This is a genomic window from Patescibacteria group bacterium (assembly GCA_028716665.1).
GTDB lineage: Bacteria > Patescibacteriota > Patescibacteriia > UBA2591 > JAQUPP01 > JAQUPP01.
The window spans coordinates 348,630-371,373 of record JAQUPP010000001.1 but is presented as its reverse complement, the minus strand read 5'-3'; the positions used below and the strand labels follow the sequence as shown (position 1 = coordinate 371,373).

Below are 22,744 nucleotides of genomic sequence, written 5' to 3'. Positions count from 1 at the left end.
ATGATTTACTTTTTGCTCATTATTATATCATTCTTTATTTCTTTAATTGCTATTTTTTTTCTTAAAAAACTTGCTTTTAGATATCATCTTTATGATGAACCGTCGGTAGGTGATTTAAAAATTCACCAAAAACCTATCCCCCATTTAGGTGGAATAGGGATATTTCTCGGTTTAATTGCCAGTCTGATTTTTTCCCAATTATTCCATCAAATTTCTAAATTACAATCATTGGGAATAATTATTGGCAGTATAATTATAATTTTCCTTGGTTTTTGGGATGATTTAAAGTGGAAAAAAGTCGGCCGACCGATGATTAAATTTCTTTGTCAATTCATCGCTGGATTTTTAATTGTTTTTATTTTAATCAAAATCGGCGTTAATCTTCACTTTTCCATTAATTCTATAATTGCCAGTTTAATTGCCGGAATTTACATTGTCGGCGCCATGAATGCGATAAATATGGAAGACGGCCTCAACGGCCTGGCTGGCAGTATTACCATTATTTCTTTAATGGGGTTTATTTATTTGGCCGTAAAAGAAAATAATTTATTCACCTTAATTATTTCTTTAGGAACATTAAGTGGAATTTTAGGTTTTTTAATTTACAATTGGCATCCGGCCTCTATTTTTATGGGCGATAATGGCAGCCACTTCTTGGGTTTTATTTTAGCTATTTTAGCTATAATGTTCACCGGTCATAATTTAAAACAATTTATAGGACCTATCTTGATTATTGGCCTACCAATTATTGACACAACCCTAGTTATTATTCGTCGATTGATTAAAAGAAAACCGCTCTTTCTGGGCGACCGCAGTCATTTATATGATCTCATTCATCAAAAAGGTATTTCTATACCCAAAACCGTCTTTATTTATTCTATAATTCAGTTTATAATAGTAAGTATAGGTATCTTAATATATAATTTATGATCAATTTATCCAAACCAGATATTACAAAAAAAGAAATAAATAGTGTTTTAAAGGTTTTAAAAACTCCTTATTTAGCTTTAGGGCCAAAACTCAAAGAGTTTGAAAAAAAACTTGCCGCTTATATTGGCAGTAAATATGCCATAGCGGTTAATTCCGGCACCAGCGGCCTACACTTACTTGTTCGCGCCCTAGGAATTAAAAAGGGTGATGAAGTAATTACCACCCCTTTTAGTTTTATTGCTTCGGCAAATTGCATTTTGTATGAAGGCGCTAAACCGATTTTTGTTGATATTGATCCTCTAACCTTAAATATTGATCCGCAAAAAATAGAAAAAGCCATTACTAAACGGACAAAAGCTATAATAACCGTAGATATTTTTGGCCATCCGGCAGATTGGGATTCAATTTTAAAAATTGCTAAAAAATATAAACTAAAAATTATTGAAGATTCTTGCGAAGCTTTGGGGGCGGAATATAAAGGAAGAAAATGTGGAAATTTTGGGGATGCGGCTGTTTTTGCCTTTTACCCTAATAAACAAATAACTACTGGTGAAGGAGGCATAATTGTGACTGATAATAAAAAAATCTCCGAGATGTGCCAAAGTATGCATAATCAGGGTCGCAAAGTTAAAGATGGAAAATGGCTTGAACATATCAGACTGGGTTTTAATTATCGAATGAGTGATATACAAGCAGCAATTGGTATAACTCAACTCGAAAGAATTAAAGAAATTATAAAAAAGAGAGAAAAAGTGGCCAAAATGTATAATAAAAAACTTTCTAATTTAGAAAAAAAAGGACTAATTAAACTACCTTATGTTGCCACTTGGGCCAAAATTTCTTGGTTTGTTTATGTAATTCAACTTACAAAAAATTTCACTCGAAGAGACCGAGACCAAATTATGAAAAAATTACAAAAAACTGGTATTCAATGTAATAATTATTTCCAATGTATCCACCTACAGCCATTTTATCGTCGCTTATTTAATCATAAAAGCGGTGATTTTCCAATCGCCGAATCAGTATCTGGCAAAACAATCGCCTTGCCATTTTACAATAATTTAACTGAAAAAGAAATAAAATATATTGTTAAAAATTTAGAGATGATATTATTAAAAAAGGGTAATTAATTTTAATTCTATGAAATATCGTTCAGTTATCGCTGCCGCCGGAAAAAAATTTCGGACAAAAAATATTTCTCAAAGAGTCAAAAAAATTGTCATTTCCCCAATTAAGGAAATGTCAATTCTGGCCGACCAATTGGAAGAAAAAATTGGTCTTAATAAAATCATTTCTTTTGGGCAAGGAATCCCCTATTTAGACACGCCTCAATATATTAAAAAAGGAATTATTCAATCAATTAAAAAAGTAGATACTTCAAAATACACCCTTGAGCCCGGCATTACGGAATTAAGAAAATTAATCGCTAAAAATTTAGAGTCCTCAAAAAAAATAAAAAATATAAAACCAAAGAAAGAAATTATGGTGACTGTCGGTTGCCAAGAAGCCATGGCTTGCGCCTTGGCTTCAACTATTGACGAAGGTGACGAAATTTTGTTGCCTTCACCAACCTATGCCTCTGAAATAGAACAAATTTTACAATTTGGCGGCGTTCCAAAATTTGTTCCATTAATTGAAAAAAACGGCTGGCATCTGAATATTAAAAATTTTGAAAAAGCCCGCACCTCCAAAACCAAAGTTGTAATTTTATGCAATCCTTCTAACCCGACTGGCGCGGTTTTTAACCGACAAGAAATACAAGAATTGGCTAATTTTGTCAAAAAATATGATTTGATTTTAATTGCTGATGAAACTTACGATTTTCTTCTCTATGATGACGCAAAATTATTTTCGCCGGCATCCGTTAAAAATATTCGCGACCGCGTCATTCTCTGCGGAAGTTTTTCTAAAAAATATCGTATGACCGGTTATCGCGTCGGTTATGCTTTCGCGGACGAAGGAATTATTGATCATATGCTCAAAGTTCACGATGCTTTGGCGATTTGTTCGCCGGCTATTTCTCAAAAGGCGGTAATTTATGCCCTGAAAAATCAAAAAGAATCAAAAAAATCAACAGTTGAATTAGTCAAACAGATGGATAAAAATCGCAATTTAATGTGTCAAGAATTAGATAAATTAAAAGAATTTTTTGAATATCAAAAACCGGCAGGAGCTTATTATATTATGGCTAAGGTCAAAGGAGCTAAAATTAATTCATTTGATATGGCTTTAAAAATTTTAAATGAAGCCAAGGTTATTGTTATACCCGGTGCTGCTTTTGGTCCACAAGGCGAAGGATATCTTAGATTTTCTTTTGCTGGTAATCCTAAAAATATTAAAACAGGATTTAAACGACTTAATAAATGGCTAAATTATTGGAAAAAAAATAATTTTAAATTATAATGAATAAATTCATATAACCAAACAAACTTGACAAATCGCTATAATTCTCTAATATTATTAAAGAATAAACTGAATACATTAAGGGAAAATAATTTTTATTTAACTAAAACAAAATGACAAAATCAAAATATTCAAAATCATTTTTACTTAAACTTTATCAGCAAATGTTGGAAATTCGTTTATTTGAAGAGAGTTTAATTGAGCCAATTTTAAGTGGTGAAATTAAAACACCCTGCCATCTTTATACCGGAGAAGAAGCCGTTGCAGTCGGGGTTTGTGCGGCTTTAAATAAAAAAGACTATGCTTTTGGCAATCATCGTTCACACGGTCATTATTTAGCTAAAGGTGGAGACCTAAAAGCTTTAATGTCCGAAATTTTTGGTAAATCAACTGGCTGCTCGCGAGGCAGAGGAGGATCAATGCATATTATTGACAAAAAGGCTGGTTTTTTAGGAGCCACCCCAATTATTGCAGGTACTGTTCCCCTTGCTGTTGGTACGGCCTTGGCTTTAAAAATTAAAAAAAAGAATCGTTTAACTGTTACTTTTTTTGGTGATGGGGCAACGGCCGAAGGAGTAATTTCGGAAGCATTTAATTTTTCCGCTTTACATAAATTACCAATTTTATTTATTTGCGAAAATAATTTATATGCTACCCATATGCCGATTACAGAATCATTGGCTAATCCAAAAATTTATCTTCAGCCAAAAACTTATGGCATTAAATCAGTACGTGCTGATGGAAATGATGTAATTAAAGTTTTTGAAACCGCCAAAAAAATGATTACTCAAATTAAAAAACATAAGGGGCCGGCTTTTATCGAATTTTTAACCTACCGTATGCGTGGTCATGTTGGACCAGACGACAATATTCAAGGAACGCACACTGATATAAGGAAATCAAGAGAAATTGAAGTATGGAAAAAAAGGGATCCTATAAAAAAAATGGAAAAATTTTTGATCAAAAATAAATTTTTAGATCAATCTAAAATTAAAAAAAATTATCAAAAAATAAATAAAAAAATTGAGCAAGCTAAAACCTTTTCTCGTCACAGTCCTTATCCTAAAAAAAATGAACTATTAAAATATGTTTTTAAAAAATAAAAAACAAATAAATAAAAGATTTCTCTCATATAGCTTGGCTATTAATGAAGCAGTTTATCAAATGATGTCAAAAAATAAATCTGTTTTTGTTATTGGTCAGGGGGTAAAAAGTCCTTGGTATGTCGGTAATACTTGCCGTGATCTATTAAAAAAATTCGGTCCCAAAATGGTTATGGACACACCAATCTCTGAAAATGTAACAACGGGTGTAGGAATAGGAGCTGGAATGGTTAACATGAAACCTATTGTTATTTTTCCTCGAATGGATTTTATGATGTATGCTCTTGATCCGATTATAAATGAAGCAGCAAATTGGCACTATATGTTTGGAGGAAAAGCTAATGCAGATGTAGTTATTCGTGCTATTATTAATCGTGGCGGTGAACAAGGTGCTCAACATTCTCAGGCCCTTCAATCTCTATTCACTCATATTCCCGGATTAAAAGTAGTAATGCCGGCAACTGCCTATGACGCCAAAGGATTAATGATTTCTGCTATTCGTGACCCTAATCCTGTCATTTATATTGACGATCGCTGGCTTTATGATGTCAAAGATCATGTACCGCAAAAAATATACTCAGTACCCATCGGTAAGGGCGCAATCAGAAAAATCGGGAAAGATATCACTATTGTAGCCATTTCTTATATGGTCAAAGAAGCGCTAATAGCGGCAGCAGAATTAAGAAAACAAAAAATCGATGCTGAAATAATTGATTTAAGAAGCGCTTGGCCCATAGATATTCCTCTAATTATTAAATCGGTTAAAAAAACGGGCCGTTTGCTTATCACCGAAGCTGCTTGGTCTAGCGGTAGTATTAGTAGTGAAATTAATAGTCAGATAGCAAGGCAATCTTTTAAATATCTTAAAGCACCAATTGAAAGACTTTGCCTGCCTGATTGTCCTGCACCGGTCAGTAAAATATTAGAACAAGCTTATTATTTAACATCTAAAGATGTAATTAAAAAGGTAAAAAATATTTTAAACTATGTATAAAGTTCGTTTCGCCAATCCACAAAAACAATATCAAGACCATCGCAAAGAATTTATTCAAACTTTTGACGATGTTCTTTCGCGTGGTGATATTGTAATGCGCAAAGATTTGGAAAAATTTGAAAAAGATTTTGCTGAATTTGTCGGCACTAAATATGCGATTGGCGTTAATTCTGGAACTTCAGCCGTTTATCTTGGGCTAAAAGCAGCTGGTATTAAAAAAAATGACGAAGTAATAACCGTCGCCCACACTTTCATTGCCAGCCTTTCTTGTGTCTATTTGACCGGAGCCAAACCGGTTCTTATTGATGTCGGCAACGACTTTAATATGAACCCAAAATTAATTGAAAAAGCTTTAACGCCAAAAACAAAAGCTATTGAGCCCGTCCATTTGAACGGCCGTTTATGCGATATGGAAGTAATCATGGATATTGCCAAACGAAAAGGACTTATGGTTATTGAAGATGCCGCACAAGCTCTGGGTGCCACTTTAAAAATGTCGGATGGTACTAATAAAAAAGCCGGTTCTTTCGGTACAGCCGGTTGTTTTAGTCTTTATTGGGCCAAAACCTTGGGTGGCTGGGGCAATAACGGTATGTTGGTTACCAATGATTCCAAAATCGCCGAAGCAGTAAAATTAATGCGCTATAATGGCGAAGATCGGAGAAAACGCCATTTTTATTATCACAGCCACAATCTTTTAATGGATAACTTGCACGCTGCACTTTTAAATGTAAAATTCAAATATTTTCCGACATGGCTTAAACGGCGCAAGGAAATCGCTAAAAAATATCAACAAGGATTGGCTAATATTCCGCAAATCAAACTCCCTCATTTTGACGATAATCGTTTTTCCGACATTTATACCAATTATGTAATTCGAGCCGAACGCCGCGATGAACTTAAAAAATATTTAGAAAAACAAAGCATTGAAACGCTTATTTCTTGGCCCTCGCCAACTTATAAAGAACCTGTATTTGCTAGTTCTAAATTTAATCAAGAATTCGGAATGCCTAAATTAGTATCAACCAAAGGTATTGCCGTAGAACTTCCGGAAACGAAAAAAATCTGCCATGAAGTTATCTCTTTGCCAATGTATCCTGAGTTAACCAATACTCAAATAGATTGGGTGGTTGAAAATATTAAAAAATTTTATCAGAAATAATAAAACAATTTAAAATGGTTCTAGAAAAACTTAAACAAAAAATTTTTGCGCGTACAACAGCCAAAAGAACGTTTTTCTTTTTGCTTGGCGATGTTGCTTTTATAATACTAGCCTGTTGGCTAAGTTTTTTACTGCGTTTTGACGGCAAGATTCCGGTTCAATATATTCCAATGATAAAAGGATTTATTGAACTGACTATTCCGTTAATTATTTTCTTTTTTTGGCTGGAAAAACTTTATGCCATTAGTTGGTCTTTTGTTAGTATTTCAGAACTTTTTAAACTTGGACGAGCCGTAATAATCAGCTTCCTTTTAATTGGAACAACTATTTATATTTTAAAAATTTTTCCTCTTTTTGAAGGATTCCCCCGTTCTATTATTTTTATTACCGCCTTTTTAACATTTTTCTTAACCGGCGGATTACGTTTTTCTAAGAGAATTTATCTTCAAGAATTTCAACGCAGCGCTCCGCGTCTCAGGCCTGTTTTAATTGTTGGATCCGATGACGCTGCTGAACAATTAGTGCGACATATTATTACCTCCAAAGACAGCCCTTATGCTATTGTCGGCTTAATTGATGATAATCTTATGAAGCAAGGAGTGTTGATTCATGGGAAAAAAGTTTTAGGCAAAAGAATTGATATTCCGAAAATCGTTAAAAAACACGAAATTAAAGAATTAATTATTGCTTCGCCATCAGCTCCGCAAGAAATTATCAGAGAAACCGTAAAATTAGCCCGCGAAGCCGGTATTCAAAAAATTAAAATTTTACCCGGTACAAGAGAAATTTTAGCTGAAAAAGTAAGCTTAAATCAGTTGCGCGATGTCTCAATTGAAGATTTACTGGGCAGAGAAGCGATTAAAATTGACACCCAAGCTATTCAAAATTTTATTAGTGGAAAAACAATATTGGTTACCGGCGCTGCCGGTTCTATCGGCTCGCATCTTTGTCAAGAAATTTTAAAATTTAATCCTGCCCGCCTTATCGCCTTTGATCAAAATGAAACCGGACTTTTTCATCTTGGAAGAAACCTTAATAAAGAATTTCCGAATATTGCAAAAAGTTTTGAAATTGGCGATATTTGCGATGAAAAAAAAATAAATTGGCTATTTGAAACAGAAAAACCAAATGTTATTTTTCACGCTGCGGCTTATAAACATGTACCGGTAATGGAATCACATCCATTAGAAGCTATTAAAAATAACGTTTTTGGCACGTTAACATTGGCTCAAGCAGCGACAAAACATGGAGTAGATAAATTTGTTCTCATTTCTACCGATAAAGCTGTTAATCCTACCTCTGTTATGGGCGCAACTAAACAAGTCGGAGAAATGATTTGTCTTTGGTTAAATAAAAAAAATCTGACTAAATTCTGCGCTGTTCGCTTTGGTAATGTTCTGGATAGTCAAGGCAATGTGGTTGGAATTTTTGAAGAACAAATTAAAAAAGGCGGTCCAGTTGAAGTCACACATCCGGAGATGAAAAGATATTTTATGGTCACTTCCGAGGCTTGTTTATTGGTAATGCAAGCCGGCGCGCTGGGTCAAGGTGGTGAAGTTTTTGTCTTAGACATGGGTCAACCGATTAAAATAGTGGATCTGGCAAAAGAAATGATCCGTTTAGCAGGTTATGAATCTGATGTTGATATTCCTATTGTTTTTACTCAAATGCGTCCGGGTGAAAAATTATTTGAAGAAATTTTAACAAATTCCGAAATACCGACCAAACATGAAAAAATATTCATGGCCAAACTTTCTAATTTTGATGAACAAAAAATAATCCGGGGATTAGAAAAATTTAAACAAGCCCTTGATAAAATGGATAAAAATAGTATAATTAAAATATTAAAAGAAATTATTCCGACGTATAAATAACAAAAATTAAAAATATGGAAAATCAAGAAAAAAATTACAATAATGAAGAAAAAATTGATTTAAGAGATTATATTAATGTTGTCCTAAAAAGAAAATGGGCAATTATTACTATTTTCCTCGTTATAGCCATTGTTTCGGTAATAATCAACCTGCGGCTCCCCCAAACTTTTGAGGCGGTGACCTTGGTTAAATTGGGACAGATAAAAAATCAAGATGCATTGGTTAATTTAGAAAATGTAGCTGATATTAAAGATATTTTTTCTCGCAAAACTATTTTAGAAACAATTGCCACAAAATTAAATTTTCCATCTACGATTTCGCAAGCAAAAGTGGCTAAAATGTTTTCCATAGAACAGGGAGACGGATCATCTTTTTTAAAAATAAAAGGATTTGGACAAACACCGCAAAAAGCGGCGGAGGTGTCCAATCTAATCGCGGAATTATTGATTCAACGACATCAAAACTTATTTTTAGAAGCCGAAAAAACTTTTAATCTGGAAATAAAAACTATTGCCGCTAATCAAGAAAAAATTAAAAAAGATATTGAACAAACAAAAACAGAAATAATCCGCCTTAATAATGATGTAAAATTTTATACCAAAGAAATCAGCGAGCGAGCCGAAGCGCAATCTGAGGGTCAAGGCCGAATAACTGAGGCCTATATTCAACTTTTAGCAAATACTAAAAACCAAAAAGATCAAAAAGAACAGCAAATTTCTGATCTTGAACAGCAATTAATCAGTCTTAATCAAAATCTTCAACAAAAAGAATACGAAAAAACTTATCAAGTAAAGTCAACAACCATTGAAGTGCCTGCCACCCCGCCCGATATAAGAATCGCACCCAAAAGAACGCAAAACGTGGCGATTGCCGGAATTCTTGGATTATTTATTAGCCTTCTCTGGGCATTTGGCGCTGAATATTTCAGTAAAAGCAAACAAGCATAAATAAAAAATAGACAAAATAAATAAAAATATCCGGTTAATCCCGGATATTTTTATTTATTTAACTTATTTCTTGGTAAGCTTATTTGCTTACTTCTTTTCTTTAGCCGCCTGAATAATATTCTTTTTCAGCTCTTGAGCGATTTTTGGATTTTCTTTCAAAAATAATTTAGGAGCTTCTTGGCCAACGCCAAGTTTGATATCGCCATAACTCAAAGTATTACCTGTCTTTTTAACCAAATTATATTTCAAACCGAGATTTATCAAATCTCCTGTTCGCGAAATTCCTTCATTGTACATAATTTCAAATTCACAGGTCGTAAACGGCGGAGCAACTTTATTTTTAACTATTTTAACCCTGACCTTATTTCCTATCACATCTTCGCCTCTTTTAAGTTGGGCTAAACGACGCAATTCAATTCGCACTGAAGAATAAAATTTAAGAGCCATTCCACCGGTAGTGGTTTCCGGATTGCCGAAAAATACGCCAATTTTCATTCTGATTTGATTGATAAAAATAACGCAAGTGTGAGTTTTACTGACAATGGCTGTCAATTTTCTTAAAGCCTGACTCATTAACCGCGCTTGCAAGCCCATTTGCGAATCGCCCATTTCCCCCTCAATCTCCTTTTGCGGCGTCAGAGCAGCCACAGAATCAATCACAATCACATCTACGCCATTAGAGCGAACTAAGGTCTCAACAATCTCTAAGGCCTGTTCTCCGGTGTCTGGTTGAGAAATTAAAAGATCATCAATTTTAACTCCTATTTTTTTGGCATATTCCGGGTCTAAAGCGTGCTCAGCATCAACATAAGCGGCAACTCCGCCCATTTTTTGAGCTTCAGCCACCACATAAAGTGCTAGAGTGCTTTTACCTGACATTTCCGGACCAAAAATTTCAATTATTCTTCCTTTTGGCACTCCGCCCGCGCCCAAAGCCAAGTCCAAAGATAAACATCCGGTAGGAATAACTTCTACGTCCATTTTTCTGGCCTCACCCAATTTCATAATTGATCCTTCGCCGAATCTGGATTGTATTTGTTCAATCGCCGATTGAGCGGCTTTTTGACGATCAGTTGTTTTGTCTTCTTTTTTTTCTTCTTCTTTTTTAACCATATATTATTTTAAATTATTAATTTTATTTTTTAAGTTCTTTTTTTGCTAATTCAATGTCTGACTCAACCATTATTTTCACCAATTCTTTAAATTTAATTTTGGGCTGCCAATTTAAAACTTTTTTTGCTTTGGCAATATTGCCGCACAAAATATCAACTTCAGCCGGACGCAAATATTTTTTATCTTGCTTAACATATTTTTTCCAATCTAACCCCGCGGATTTGAATGCTGCTTCAATAAATTCCTTAACCGAATGTGTCTCGCCTGTCGCGATCACAAAATCATCCGCTTTTTTCTGTTGCAGCATTAAATACATCGCTTTGACATATTCCGGCGCATAACCCCAATCGCGTTGAGCATCCAAATTTCCCATTATTAAATCTTTTTGCAATCCCAATTTGATTCTGGCCACGGCCTTAGTTATTTTCCGCGTAACAAAATTATCTCCCCTGCGCTCAGATTCATGATTGAATAAAATGCCATTGCAAGCAAAAATACCATAACTTTCGCGATAATTTTTTGTTATCCAATAACCGTAAAGTTTCGCCACGCCGTAAGGGCTGCGCGGATGAAATTCGGTTTTTTCGCTTTGAGGAAATTCTTTAATTTTACCGAATATTTCGCTTGAACTGGCTTGATAAAATTTAATTTTTTTATCTATTTTTCTGATAGCTTCCAAAATTCTTAAAACTCCGACCGCTGTTACGTCGGCTGTATAAGCCGGCATGTCAAAACTGATTCTAACATCGCTTTGAGCGGCCAAATTATAAATTTCAGTCGGTCTGATATCTTGAATTAAATGAAAAAGACGGCTGGCATCAGATAAATCACCCCAATGAAGAAAAATTCTTTTTTGATAAATAGGATTATCCAATAAATATTGAATTCTTTCCAAATTGGAATTACTGCTTCGACGAACCAATCCATGCACTTCATATCCTTTGTCTAAAAGCAATTCCGCCAAATAAGAGCCGTCTTGGCCCGTTATACCGGTAATAAAAGCTATTTTTTTATTTTTCATATATTTTATTCTACAATAATTTGGCGCTTAATGATTCGTTCTCTTGAATATTTCTTTTTGGCCGAAATTTCAATATTATTTATGCCTCTCTCAAGTTCCAATTTCACCTTAAAATAATTATCTGTCATATCTTCAATCTTTTGCTTGTTAATAAATACATCCACTCCTTCGCCCACCTTCCCTTCAATCACCAAGGCAGTTTCTTGAGTAACCAAATTTGTTCTGGGCGAAAAAAGCTGAATCTCCGGCGGAAACATTAATTTTTTTATACCGAAAAAAAGATAAAGAAGAACTCCCAACGAAACCAAACCTATAAAAAAATATCTTGAATTGAAAATATCAAAAAATTTTTCTTTGCCGAATTCAACCAAGGGCAACTTTCTGACTCTCTTGTTTTTTGTTTCTTTTATAGCCGAATAAGAATATTCTTTTTTCCACAAATTAACAACTTCCTCCGGATTAAATCTCAATAATTCGGCATATTGCAATAAAAATCCTCTGGTGTAAGTCGGACTGGGCAATTTATAAAATTCGTCTTCTTCTATGCATTGTAAATATTTAGCCGGCACGCCTATTTTTTTTTCAACATCTTCCAAGCTCCAACTTTCTGATATTCTTTTATCGCGCAAAATGGTGCCCAAACTTTCAAATTTAATGGATTGAGTTCTAAAAGCCATAAAAAAAATATCTAATTTCTAATTGACCTAATTTCTAATCAATGTCTAATAACCAAATCATTTATTGTTTATTGAATGAACAATGGCATTAAAAATCAAATTTAATTCTTTTGCTTCTTGCCATAAAATTCTTGCCTCTTCCTTTAGTTCGGGCGCAGCAATAACTATTATTCTCAACCAATGTTTGGTTTCTCTTGATTCTTTTTTGCAAATTCCAATTTTGTGTTTAAAATCCTTTTTAGATTCAGCATTATCAGCTTCACAATAATTTGCTCCTACGCTAGTTCCTGCTCTAACTAATTGCGGTATTAAAGGTTTATTAACCGCATTTTCTGGAATTTTCTTAGCAAACTTAATGATTTCTTCGCCAAATTTTGCTGTTCTTTCTTCTAAATCGTATTTGTTTTTAGCCATTTGAACATTAGTTATTGGGATTTGATTAGAAATTAGAAATTAGTCATTAGGCATTTTCTTGTAAACATCTCTCGGCTTGGCTCCTTCACCGGGTCCGATTGTTTCTTCTTCTTCCAATAAATCCAATAATCTCGCCGCTCTGGCATAACCGATTCTCAATCTTCTTTGTAAAAGCGAAGCAGAGGCCTTGCCGGCTTGAATAACCACTTCTCTGGCGTCTGACAGCATTTCATCTTCCACTAAATCGCTTAAATTATTTCCCGATTCGTTTTGCGGAGGCGCAACAATTTCATCTTGATATTCCGGTTTGGCGACATTTCTTAAATATTCAACAATTCTTTTGATTTCTTCATCTGAGACATAAGCACCTTGCAATCTTTTTGGTTTGGATAATTCCGATGAAATAAACAACATGTCGCCGCGGCCCAATAATTTTTCCGCGCCTGAGAAATCCAAAATTGTTCTTGAATCAGTCATTGAGGCCACTGAGAAAGCTATTCTGGAAGTAATATTGGCCTTGATCAAACCGGTGATAATATCCACTGACGGACGCTGGGTGGCCATTATTAAGTGAATTCCGGTCGCCCTGGCCATCTGAGACAGCCTGATAATGCAAGCTTCGACTTCCTGTGGCGAAGTGATCATTAAATCAGCCAATTCGTCAATCACCACCACGATAAACGGCATTTTTGTTTTGGCATCTTTATTGTAAGCAAAGATATCTCTTTTTTGAGCCTGACTCATCACTTCAAAACGTCGCTCCATTTCTTTGATTGACCATTTTAAAGCGTTAATGGTTTTATTAACATCGGTGATAACCGGCGTCAACAAATGAGGCAAGTCATTATATAAAGTAAGTTCCACTCTTTTTGGATCAATGAAAATAAATTTCAAATCTTCGGGAGTATTTTGATAAATCAAATTTACGATAACCGAATTAAGCATTACGGTTTTTCCGCTTCCGGTTGAACCGGCCACCAACAAGTGCGGCATTTTTCCCAAGTCTCCAAACCATATATCGCCCGCCACATCTTTGCCTATGGCTAACGATAAATTCGTTTTATTTTTTCTAAACTCAGCGCTCTCAAAAACTTCTCTTAATCTGACAACTGCTTTTTGCTTGTTCGGTATTTCAATTCCAACCAAAGATTGACCCGGAATCGGCGCTTCAATTCTAATCGGATGAGCGGCTAGGGCCAAAGCCAAATCATTCTGCAAGCCCGTAATTTGCGAAATTTTTACGCCATCAGCCGGTTTTAAAGTATATTGAGTGACCGTCGGACCGGTTTTCACTTCTCCCATTTCCACCGGAATGCCAAAACTTTCCAAAGTTTTTTGAATAATCAATTTATTATTTTTTATATCCCCTGAATTGGGTTTCTCAGAACTGGAATCCAATAAATCCAAAGGCAGTTCAATCTTGGGACGAATTTTTGTTGAACCAAAACCGGCAATTCCTTTGGACAATTTTAAATTGTCTTCAGTTTTTTCTAAAATTTTATTTTTTTCATTATCAGGTTTTAAAACCAATTTATCTTTTTTGGCCAGAATCGCCTTCAAACTTTGAAAACCCGCCTGAGCAAGATTTTCTTTCTTTTTTTCCGCTTCCGCTTCCAATTCTTCTTTTGATAATTTTTTCTTTAAATTTGAAAAAGCGATAATTCCGCCAATTGCGAAAGCGCAGACGAAAATCACCCAGCTCGCCCAAATTCCAAATGTGTTAACAATCACATAACCTATTCCATAACCGATATATCCGCCTCCTTTGTAGGCCGCAAGGGCTAATTTATTATCCACAAAATGAATATGAAAAATGGCCGCCAACATAATAACTGAGAAAAATAATCCGGCCAATCTTATCCCAAAAGGTCTTTTAGGATAAATCTCCTGAATTTTTTCATGATTAAGGCACATTATTCCGACAATCGCCAAAGCAATTGGAATTGTCCAACTCGCCCAGCCCAAGATAATTTTAAGGCCGACAGACAAGAGTTCGCCCGCCACTCCGGCTAAACCGCATAATCCCAATAATAAAATAATGGCCAAAGTAAACAAAACTATGGCCAAAACCAGCCGACGCGTCGGCGATAAAGATGAAAAATTAAGTTTTTCTTTTGATTTCTTCAGTTCTTTTTTCTTCATATTACTCATTATTATACCACAAAAGCTATTAAATTGCCAGTTGTTTATCCTACACTTTCAAAAACCATAAATTATTTTTCAATCAATGAAACAAAGTGTGTAGTGACTAATATTATTCGGTTGGTAAAATTTTTTTTGATTTTGACAGATATCGCTTTTTTCAAATTCTCTATCTTCTGGCCGCCGATCAGGATTTAATAAAATAAAAATCGGTTTAACAGATTCTGTTTTTCGGGCAATTTCTACATATTCGGCCAAATTAAAATTTATTTGAGCCAACTTTAAATGGGGCAATTTTTCTTCGTATAAATATAAATAAGCAAATGGATAACCCAAAGATGTGTCCAAAAAAATAAGTTGATCGTTTGTACTATTTTTGACCAAATAATCGCCCACATTGGTTATGGCATAGCCCGAGCTCCACTGATTAACAAAGTCATCATCAATTTTAGCCCAATTAAATTTTAACGGATTTTTTAAAAGTTGATAATCTTGATAAAAAGACGGCAAAAGAATTAATAGAAAAAGCAATAAACAAACAGTTGTCTTGAAATATCTAAATCTTGCCAAATCTTGTCCGAGGTTGGCGATGAAAAAAGCGATTAAAATAATTAAAAATGGCGCAATAAAAAGAAAATAACGCGGATAAAAAATATTGGATATTAAAATAAAAATTATCAAAGGCAAAAAAATTAAAAATATCAGCCATTGAATTTTCAATTCTCGCCAAAATTTATTTCTAAAACAGCCGATTATAAAAACTGCTAAAATCGGCCATGTAAAATATTTGATAAAAACTTCTCCTATTATTCTCAAGTTTTTAAACCAACCGTCTAAAAATGATCCTGAGAATTCTTTAAAATTAAAAATAAAAAAACTGGTAAGAAAATTACTTCCGGCTAAAAGTTTAGTCGGAATAATTAAACGGCAAATCAGTTCACTTAACGCATAAGCCAAAATAAATTCTAAAGCAAGAAAAAAAGTTTTTTTAAATTGAAATTTATTTTTTAAAATACTCCAAAGCAAGATTAATCCCATGACTAAAATAAAAATAAAAATCGTTTGTTTAAACAAACGGCCTAGAGTAAAAAGAAGCCCCAAAATTATTACCAGCCAAATCCATTGCAAATTTTGGGGTCTTTTATTTTTTTCTATTTCTAAAAGAATCAGCCAACTGAAATAAAAAATATAAATCACAATCATGGAAATAAAAACATCCGCCAGAGCCATCCTTTCATAAAGCAAAACAAACGGACAAAAAGTGTAAAGACTGAGAGCGATTAGGGTGGTTAATTTTGAATGAAAAATCTTCTGTGTCAGCAAAAATACGCCCCAAAAACTCAAAATAGCCGCAAGAATGGAGATAAATCGACCGGAATAAAGCGGATCCCTAAACCAATGATAACCCATGGCTAAAATCCAATAGTGCAGTGGTGGCTTTCCGCCAATACTCACAAGAGAAGTAAATTTATTTTCCGACCAATTAGAATGAATGTCTTTGGCCCAATTTAAATAAATCGCCTCGTCATTAAAAATGGGCAGAGCCAATAAATTATAAAATCTTAAAAACAGAAAAATGGCAAAAATCAAAATAATGCCGGCTAAAAATATTTTTTTATAATCGAAGCGAGTAAGGAAATCAAAAATGAAATTTTTGAATTTCCGAGCGAGTAAGATTATATAGTGGGAGAGACCTAACTCTCTCCCCGCTCTATTCCTTAACATGTTTTCATTTAATAATAAACAGAGAATAATCTAAAATAATCACTAATTCATTCTAGACAGCCGTCTAGAATGAATGATATTTACTCTATCTCAATTTTACAGCATTCCGCCTTTTTGAACAAGATGTGGTAAAATTTATTCTTCAAAACTTACTGTTGGCATTACTGACGCATTTTGGCGGATATAAAAATAATCCGCATAAGCATCCGGGCATCCTCCTGGAATTAATTTTCCAAACCAAATCATTACCCTGCCCGCCACATTCTGATAAGTATCAATATCTGACCAATTTTCATTTATAGTTTCCCCTAACCATTCTATGTGATGATTAATATCTAAAAGAGTTATTTTTAAATTATGCCATTGTGATTGTGAGAACCACTGACTAATATCTGAATTTTTTATAGTATAGCTCCCACTTATTACCCTTTTCCAATATATTCCTTTTTCTGGTGGATTATAATTTCTCGGACCTTCACCATAAATTCTCCAAAAATTATTATCATCTGTATAACGATATTGAAGCCCTATTTGTCTATCTTCAAATTGACCCCCGCCACCTAATTGATAATACGTTTTAATAATTGCGTCTTTAATGTTTAAATTTTTAGGATATATTGAATTAGCCCAACCATAATGAGAAACAATTTGTGAATTAGAAGTATTCCAAAGCATATTAAAAACCTCATATTCACTACTTCTATCAGTCTTAAAATGATCAAACCAAGTAAGAGTGGTTTCTAAATTGGCGACAGTCGACGCAGATTTATTTCCATAATACATATAAATTTTTGTTTCAGAAGAAGCAGGTATTAAAGGAATTTTAACTACTGCCGTAGCGGAATATTCATTTTGTTTTTGGTCAGTGCCGTCGTCATTAATATCCCAACCGTAATTCAAAAGAGTTGTCTTATCAGAATCGGTAAAACGGATGTCAGAAAAATCAGGATTCATTACAGAATCATGAGAAATATTTACGTTGACTTCAAAATTAACTAAATCTTTAGTATTATTATTAGTAATAATTATTTCTTTTCTTTTTTCCCAACCCGGAATTTCTAAATATGGAGTATTCCCTAAAATAATCGGCTGATAATTTTCTGCGACCTCAAAAACAGTTGGCCAAGATTTTGTATTTTGGCGAATATAAAAATAATCGGCTTTTGGAGTTGGACAACCACCAGGATTATATTTCCAAAACCAAATACCAATATTACCGGCTACATTTTGTTGATTTTCAATATCAGACCAACTTAAATCCCAATTAGCACTTTTCCATTGAATATTATGTTCACCTTCATAAGAAGATATTGTAATGTTTTGCCATTCTTTCCTAATAACGTCGGCGTTGTCATCTAATTTTTTTAAAGTTTTAGTTCCATTTATTATTTTCTCCCACCTAATTCCCTTGCTCAGCGGATCATCATAATTAATTTCTGACCTACCACTTATCCTAAATAAATTATTATCATCTATATATCTATATTCAAGCCCCATATATCTATCCTCAAAATAACCACCGTCATTTTGATAAAATTTTGTTTTAATTAAAGCATTTTTGATATTTAAATCTTTCGGATATATTTTTGCCGCCCAGCCATAATGAGCATAAATTGCTGAATCGGTTGTATCCCATTCAATATTAAAATTTTCATATTCACTGCTTCTATCGGTTGTAAAATGATCAAACCAAGTAAGAGTCGTTTCTAAATTGGCGACTGGTAAGGCTGAAGGATTATCATAATAAAGATAAATAATTTTTTGAGCGCGTTTTGGGATAAAAGGAATTTTAACTACTGCCGTAGCGGAATATTCATTTTGTTTTTGGTCAGTGCCGTCGTCATTAATATCCCAACCGTAATTCAAAAGAGTTGTCTTATCAGAATCGGTAAAACGGATATCAGAAAAGTCATGATTCATTTCGGACTCATAGTCAATCCCTATATTAATCTCGAAATCAATTAAATCATTATTATTTTGAGTATTGTCAATCACTAATAATTTTCTTTTTTGCCAACCGTTTAACCATAGTCCTTTTGAGCTTATTGGACTTGGAATCGCCTGAACAATAAAATCATTAAAATTATTATCTGTATCTTGAAAATTATTTCTTTCAATTGATTGACTAGCTACTATTGGCTCTGACGCTGCAACGGTTTCAAAATCTATTGCTTGCCCCCAACCAACCTTATCAATAATTTTTTCTTCTGGATTATAAAGAATTAAAGTATTAGCTGGGGCTAAAGAATAACTTTTAGGCCAACGAATATCTGGTGTTACTGATCCTAAATAATTTTCTTCTGGCACCAACAATAGGAAACCTTTAGGCTGAATAATTTTATCTACGAATCGACTATTAACTATCAAGTTACTTTCGCTACCACCACTAGTTTTCTTTTTTAAAATATAACCAGTTAAATCAATTGGGGCTTCTGTTGGATTATAAAGTTCAATAAATTCATCGTTAACTGTCTGACCGGTAATTTGAACTTCACTAATTACCACTGAAGGCAATTTAATAAAATATGAAATCGGTTCTGACCAATCTCCTGAATTACCTGCTCTATCTATTACTCTAACTTGGAAATTACATTCTTCCCCGTCCTCAACATTTAATTCAAGATGATTAGCAATCGTAGATATAATATTGTGCCCCCAATTGACTTCATAATGATCTATTCCCGATAAATTATCAATAGCCTTATCCCAAGAAAGTTTTAAATTTAGTCCGCCTAAATTCTCTGTTTTTAAATTATTAATTTTTTCCGGTGAAATAGAATCAAAAATAAATTCAGTCGTGGAAGTTGTATTTTGAATATTACCAACCAAATCAGTAGCTTGAGAAGAAATAGAATATAAACCATCTGGTAATTCGGTCAATAAAGAAACCGGCAAATCAAAATGCCAGTTATTTTCATTTAAAACTGTTTCCAGCCAGGTCGGTTCATCAATCCAACCTATAGTAGAAGTAGTATAACCTAAATATTTATTTTCTGATTTATTTTGAATTTTAACTTCTACCAACAACAAATCAGTAGAGCTGACATTTGACGAGGCGATTCCATTGATTTGATTAGGCCAAGTTGAAAAATTAAAAATACCAGAAGTAGTTGGAGAAGAAATTAATCCGGTTAAATCAATAGTCCAAGAATAAGTTATTTCTGAAAAATTATCTGCCTGATCAACCGCTTTAATATAAAAAATGTGATTTCCTTCGGCGAGATTTGAATAAATTTTCGGTGACGAACAAGATTCTAAATTTTGATCGTCAATTTTACAAAGAAAATTTCCCTCTTCGTTAATAGAAAACTCAAAATTAGCTATAGTCAAATTAGTTGATGTTGCCGGTTTTTGAGTTAACTTAATTTCCGGCGGAATTGTATCTTTAGTATTCCCTTCTGGCTTTCCCGTGTTTTTATTTTTAGGACTGCCAAAAATTAAATTATTTTTTGTATCTTGAGCGGTTTGATCCTGAAAATAAGCGGTTTGCCAATTATCTTTTAAGCTACCAGAAACTAAAGAATCTATCCTTTCCATTGTCGCTTTAGTGGTATTATCGCCAAAAAACCAACCATCAGTACAATCAACTTCGTCAATTAAATTATTATTTTTATCTCTCAATTCCAAATCTTCCCCTGAATTTCCCAGAACTCCGCTGTAAATTTGATCAGCAGTGACATTTTTAATTGCTTCATCATCTGTTCTTTCTAAAATAAAAAAATCCCTCCCCGCTATTTTACCCGAGAGAACAATATCAGGCGAACCATCTTCGGCTTTTAATGTCCAACCGGATAAATCAATTTCTTGATCCAAATTATTATAAAGTTCGATCCATTCGTCATTGGTGTCCGCCTTGGTTCCCGTCCAATCAATCTCATTAATCACCACGTCTAGCGCCTTATATGATAAATAAGATTTGTCATGTTGGTCTTGTGCTTTAACAACTTGTTGGCTATTTTTATATTTAGGCGTACCTAAAATTTGATTATATTTGGCGTCAAACCATAAAAAATTTTGTCCATTATTGGTTTGCCAATTATTAGTATCAACACCTGTTAGGGTAGAATTAATTCTTTCCATTGAAGCTTTTGTCTCGTTGCCGCCGCCCAACCAACCATTTTCTTGATTGATAAAATCAATACGATTACCATTTCCATCAATTAATTCCAAGGTTTCACCGGAATCTTCTAATACTCCGCTGTAAATTTGATCGGCGGAAATATTTTTAATTACCTCATCATCTGTTCTCTCCAACAACCAATAACCGTGAGCCGAAATTTCACCTGTTAATAATATATTCGGAGAGCCATCAGCCGCTTTTAATCGCCAACCGGCCAAACTAATCGGTTTGTCCAAATTATTATAAAATTCGATCCATTCATCAGTGGAGTCGGCTTTAGTGCCCGCCCAAGCAATTTCATTAATTACCACGTCTTGAGATTGGAAAGACTGATAAGAAATATTATTAATCGTCTTATCAGGGTTTAGTGTTTTAGAAATTAGAACCACCTGTTCAGTAAAAAGATTAGCCAAACCGGGAGTTGGAGTCGCGGTGATTAAAAAATCCTGATCGTCTTGATTTTTATCTTGACCGTCAGGATAACGAATTAAAGATTCTCCTTTTGAGGGTGTATCAGGGTTATCATGGATATTGCCATCATTAAAATCACCATAACCAATCTGATCAATTAAATTTCCGTTATATTTTAAAATAGTTGTATCCCCTGAATTATTTAATTGAAAAGAAAAATCATTGCCTCCATTAAGCGCCAACCAACTATGGCTGGAAATAATTTTTCCTTTTAAATTTTTAGGATGAGCAGTATTATCTTCAATTGTCCAGTTAGTTAAATCTATGGATTTATCAGTACGATTATATAATTCAATTAATTCGTTCTGATCATCTGCTGGATTAGGTATTAATTCATTAATCACCACGTCGCTGGCAAAGTATTGTGACTCGGGTATTTTTTCTTCTTCCAGTTCTTTATCTTTTTCTATTTCTTCTTGAGGTTTTTCCAATTCTTGATTTTGTTCAATATCTTCTTGGTTTAATGATTCTGATTGTTCTTCTGAATTAATCGGTTCAGTAATTAAATTTTTTGAATTTTGCAATTCATTTAAAGCATCTTCGAGCTGTTGAGATTGTTGTTCTGATAATTCTTGAAGCGATGATGGAGAATCTCCATCTTGTCTATTAAATAATTGGCCAATTCCGCCAATCAACGCTTGAAAATTATGAATATTGGCGACGGTTTTTTTCTGAAAAAGATTAAAAATCGGATCTAAAACAACCGCCACGCCGGTAGATAAAACATTGCCGGCAAAAGCAACACCATTGTATGTAACAACACCTGCTTTTACAATGCCATTGCTTACAGGATCGGCAACTAAATAAATTAATTTCTGTGTTTTATAAGAAAAATTTTGATCCGGTAAATTAAAACAACCGGAGTCAGAAGTGTTGGTTACTTGTTGTGTATTATCCAAATTTTTTAGAACATTATTGATTTCTGATATTATTCTTTTAGGAGCACTGTTAAGATAAACACTGCTAAATGAATGACCCTTGGGATCATTTTGTTCGTTTAAAGGAATGTTAATGTTTTGGGGAAGTGGTTGTTTTGCCTTAACGTTTTTGGCGACATTACGAACATTATTAACAACCTTATCGTTTTGAGAGGTAAGATACAGACCATTACCCGCAACGAAATCAGCCGGTGTGGCTACATTGTACACGGCGATTGATTCTTTAGGAATGCCATTGTTTATCAGATAATTATATAACTCATTGGTGTAAAATGTGCCCTGTGAATGACCAACTAATAATATTTTTTTAGTATTGATTTGGGGATGAATTCGTTGGAGAATTGTTTTGAGATCAAAATCGCTAATTGGATTTTCTAATATTTGCGAAGCTGCTTGAACCAAATCCCCTAAACCGGCTAAATGAGATGGGTTATAACCAGTGATAAAATTTATGTTTGAGATGTCAAAATATTCTTTATATTTATCGCTTAATTTATTCCTGTCTGCGTCTGCTAATTTTTCAGTTGGTGTAAATATTCCATTAACATAAACAATAGTATAACCCTTGCCATTGCACTGCGCCTGAACATTTAATGGAAATAAAAAACAAAAAAATAAAAATATACCAATTAAATATTTTTGATAAATTTTATTAAAATTAATTTTCATAAATCCTAAATCTTAAATTTGTGGTGGGCTTGTCGAATCCA

Annotated in this window: 15 protein-coding genes; 8 read left to right on the top strand and 7 right to left on the bottom strand. The window is 33.8% G+C overall.

Going from position 1 to position 22,744, the window contains the following annotated elements; genetic code table 11:
- The 8 genes from PHF10_01885 (at position 1) to PHF10_01850 (ending at position 9,413) form a co-directional block, all read left to right on the top strand.
- Entirely contained in the window at positions 1–930 is a 930-nt protein-coding gene (locus PHF10_01885) for an MraY family glycosyltransferase (protein MDD5534480.1), read from the top strand.
- Positions 927–2,060 (top strand): DegT/DnrJ/EryC1/StrS family aminotransferase, encoded by a 1,134-nt coding sequence (locus tag PHF10_01880; GenBank protein ID MDD5534479.1) that lies wholly within the window; start codon positions 927–929, stop codon positions 2,058–2,060. The genes PHF10_01885 and PHF10_01880 overlap by 4 nt, the downstream gene beginning before the upstream one ends.
- Positions 2,061–2,070: 10 nt before the next feature.
- Entirely contained in the window at positions 2,071–3,333 is a 1,263-nt protein-coding gene (locus PHF10_01875) for a pyridoxal phosphate-dependent aminotransferase (GenBank protein MDD5534478.1), read from the top strand.
- Positions 3,334–3,446: 113 nt separating this feature from the next.
- On the top strand, positions 3,447–4,436 hold the full coding sequence (locus PHF10_01870) for a thiamine pyrophosphate-dependent dehydrogenase E1 component subunit alpha (GenBank protein ID MDD5534477.1): 990 nt from the start codon (positions 3,447–3,449) through the stop codon (positions 4,434–4,436).
- A complete protein-coding gene (locus PHF10_01865; GenBank protein ID MDD5534476.1) occupies positions 4,420–5,430 on the top strand; it encodes a transketolase C-terminal domain-containing protein in 1,011 nt (336 codons plus the stop codon). Before PHF10_01870 ends, PHF10_01865 begins: the two co-directional genes overlap by 17 nt.
- Positions 5,423–6,592, top strand: a complete 1,170-nt coding sequence (locus tag PHF10_01860) for a DegT/DnrJ/EryC1/StrS family aminotransferase (GenBank protein ID MDD5534475.1) — start codon at positions 5,423–5,425, stop codon at positions 6,590–6,592. The genes PHF10_01865 and PHF10_01860 overlap by 8 nt, the downstream gene beginning before the upstream one ends.
- A 14-nt stretch (positions 6,593–6,606) precedes the next feature.
- Positions 6,607–8,466, top strand: a complete 1,860-nt coding sequence (locus PHF10_01855) for a nucleoside-diphosphate sugar epimerase/dehydratase (protein MDD5534474.1) — start codon at positions 6,607–6,609, stop codon at positions 8,464–8,466.
- A 14-nt stretch (positions 8,467–8,480) separates the two neighbouring features.
- The gene (locus PHF10_01850) at positions 8,481–9,413 is read left to right on the top strand and encodes a Wzz/FepE/Etk N-terminal domain-containing protein (protein ID MDD5534473.1); all 933 of its coding nucleotides are present in this window, start codon (positions 8,481–8,483) and stop codon (positions 9,411–9,413) included.
- An 87-nt stretch (positions 9,414–9,500) separates the two neighbouring features.
- Here PHF10_01850 and recA read toward each other — a convergent pair whose 3' ends face one another.
- From recA to PHF10_01815, 7 genes are all read right to left on the bottom strand, one after another.
- A complete protein-coding gene (gene recA, locus PHF10_01845; GenBank protein MDD5534472.1) occupies positions 9,501–10,526 on the bottom strand; it encodes a recombinase RecA in 1,026 nt (341 codons plus the stop codon).
- Positions 10,527–10,548: 22 nt separating this feature from the next.
- Entirely contained in the window at positions 10,549–11,547 is a 999-nt protein-coding gene (gene gmd, locus PHF10_01840) for a GDP-mannose 4,6-dehydratase (GenBank protein ID MDD5534471.1), read from the bottom strand.
- A gap of 5 nt (positions 11,548–11,552) precedes the next feature.
- Complete coding sequence (locus tag PHF10_01835) at positions 11,553–12,224, bottom strand: helix-turn-helix domain-containing protein (protein ID MDD5534470.1); 672 nt, start codon at positions 12,222–12,224, stop codon at positions 11,553–11,555.
- A gap of 57 nt (positions 12,225–12,281) precedes the next feature.
- Positions 12,282–12,638 (bottom strand): four helix bundle protein, encoded by a 357-nt coding sequence (locus PHF10_01830; GenBank protein ID MDD5534469.1) that lies wholly within the window; start codon positions 12,636–12,638, stop codon positions 12,282–12,284.
- A gap of 39 nt (positions 12,639–12,677) precedes the next feature.
- Positions 12,678–14,780 (bottom strand): DNA translocase FtsK, encoded by a 2,103-nt coding sequence (locus PHF10_01825; protein ID MDD5534468.1) that lies wholly within the window; start codon positions 14,778–14,780, stop codon positions 12,678–12,680.
- A gap of 78 nt (positions 14,781–14,858) precedes the next feature.
- A complete protein-coding gene (locus tag PHF10_01820) occupies positions 14,859–16,370 on the bottom strand; it encodes a glycosyltransferase family 39 protein (GenBank protein ID MDD5534467.1) in 1,512 nt (503 codons plus the stop codon).
- 270 nt (positions 16,371–16,640) lie between these two features.
- On the bottom strand, positions 16,641–22,703 hold the full coding sequence (locus tag PHF10_01815; protein MDD5534466.1) for a DUF2341 domain-containing protein: 6,063 nt from the start codon (positions 22,701–22,703) through the stop codon (positions 16,641–16,643).
- Positions 22,704–22,744 lie beyond the last annotated feature (41 nt).

Excerpts from the sequence above, each read along its gene's own strand:
- PHF10_01815 (MDD5534466.1), bottom strand. The coding sequence starts at position 22,703 with ATGAAAATTAATTTTAATAAAATTTATCAAAAATATTTAATTGGTATA.
- PHF10_01850 (MDD5534473.1), top strand. The coding sequence starts at position 8,481 with ATGGAAAATCAAGAAAAAAATTACAATAATGAAGAAAAAATTGATTTA.
- PHF10_01835 (MDD5534470.1), bottom strand. The coding sequence starts at position 12,224 with ATGGCTTTTAGAACTCAATCCATTAAATTTGAAAGTTTGGGCACCATT.
- PHF10_01830 (MDD5534469.1), bottom strand. The coding sequence starts at position 12,638 with ATGGCTAAAAACAAATACGATTTAGAAGAAAGAACAGCAAAATTTGGC.
- PHF10_01865 (MDD5534476.1), top strand. The coding sequence starts at position 4,420 with ATGTTTTTAAAAAATAAAAAACAAATAAATAAAAGATTTCTCTCATAT.
- PHF10_01885 (MDD5534480.1), top strand. The coding sequence starts at position 1 with ATGATTTACTTTTTGCTCATTATTATATCATTCTTTATTTCTTTAATT.
- gmd (MDD5534471.1), bottom strand. The coding sequence starts at position 11,547 with ATGAAAAATAAAAAAATAGCTTTTATTACCGGTATAACGGGCCAAGAC.
- PHF10_01860 (MDD5534475.1), top strand. The coding sequence starts at position 5,423 with ATGTATAAAGTTCGTTTCGCCAATCCACAAAAACAATATCAAGACCAT.
- PHF10_01855 (MDD5534474.1), top strand. The coding sequence starts at position 6,607 with ATGGTTCTAGAAAAACTTAAACAAAAAATTTTTGCGCGTACAACAGCC.
- PHF10_01870 (MDD5534477.1), top strand. The coding sequence starts at position 3,447 with ATGACAAAATCAAAATATTCAAAATCATTTTTACTTAAACTTTATCAG.
- PHF10_01825 (MDD5534468.1), bottom strand. The coding sequence starts at position 14,780 with ATGAAGAAAAAAGAACTGAAGAAATCAAAAGAAAAACTTAATTTTTCA.
- PHF10_01875 (MDD5534478.1), top strand. The coding sequence starts at position 2,071 with ATGAAATATCGTTCAGTTATCGCTGCCGCCGGAAAAAAATTTCGGACA.
- recA (MDD5534472.1), bottom strand. The coding sequence starts at position 10,526 with ATGGTTAAAAAAGAAGAAGAAAAAAAAGAAGACAAAACAACTGATCGT.
- PHF10_01880 (MDD5534479.1), top strand. The coding sequence starts at position 927 with ATGATCAATTTATCCAAACCAGATATTACAAAAAAAGAAATAAATAGT.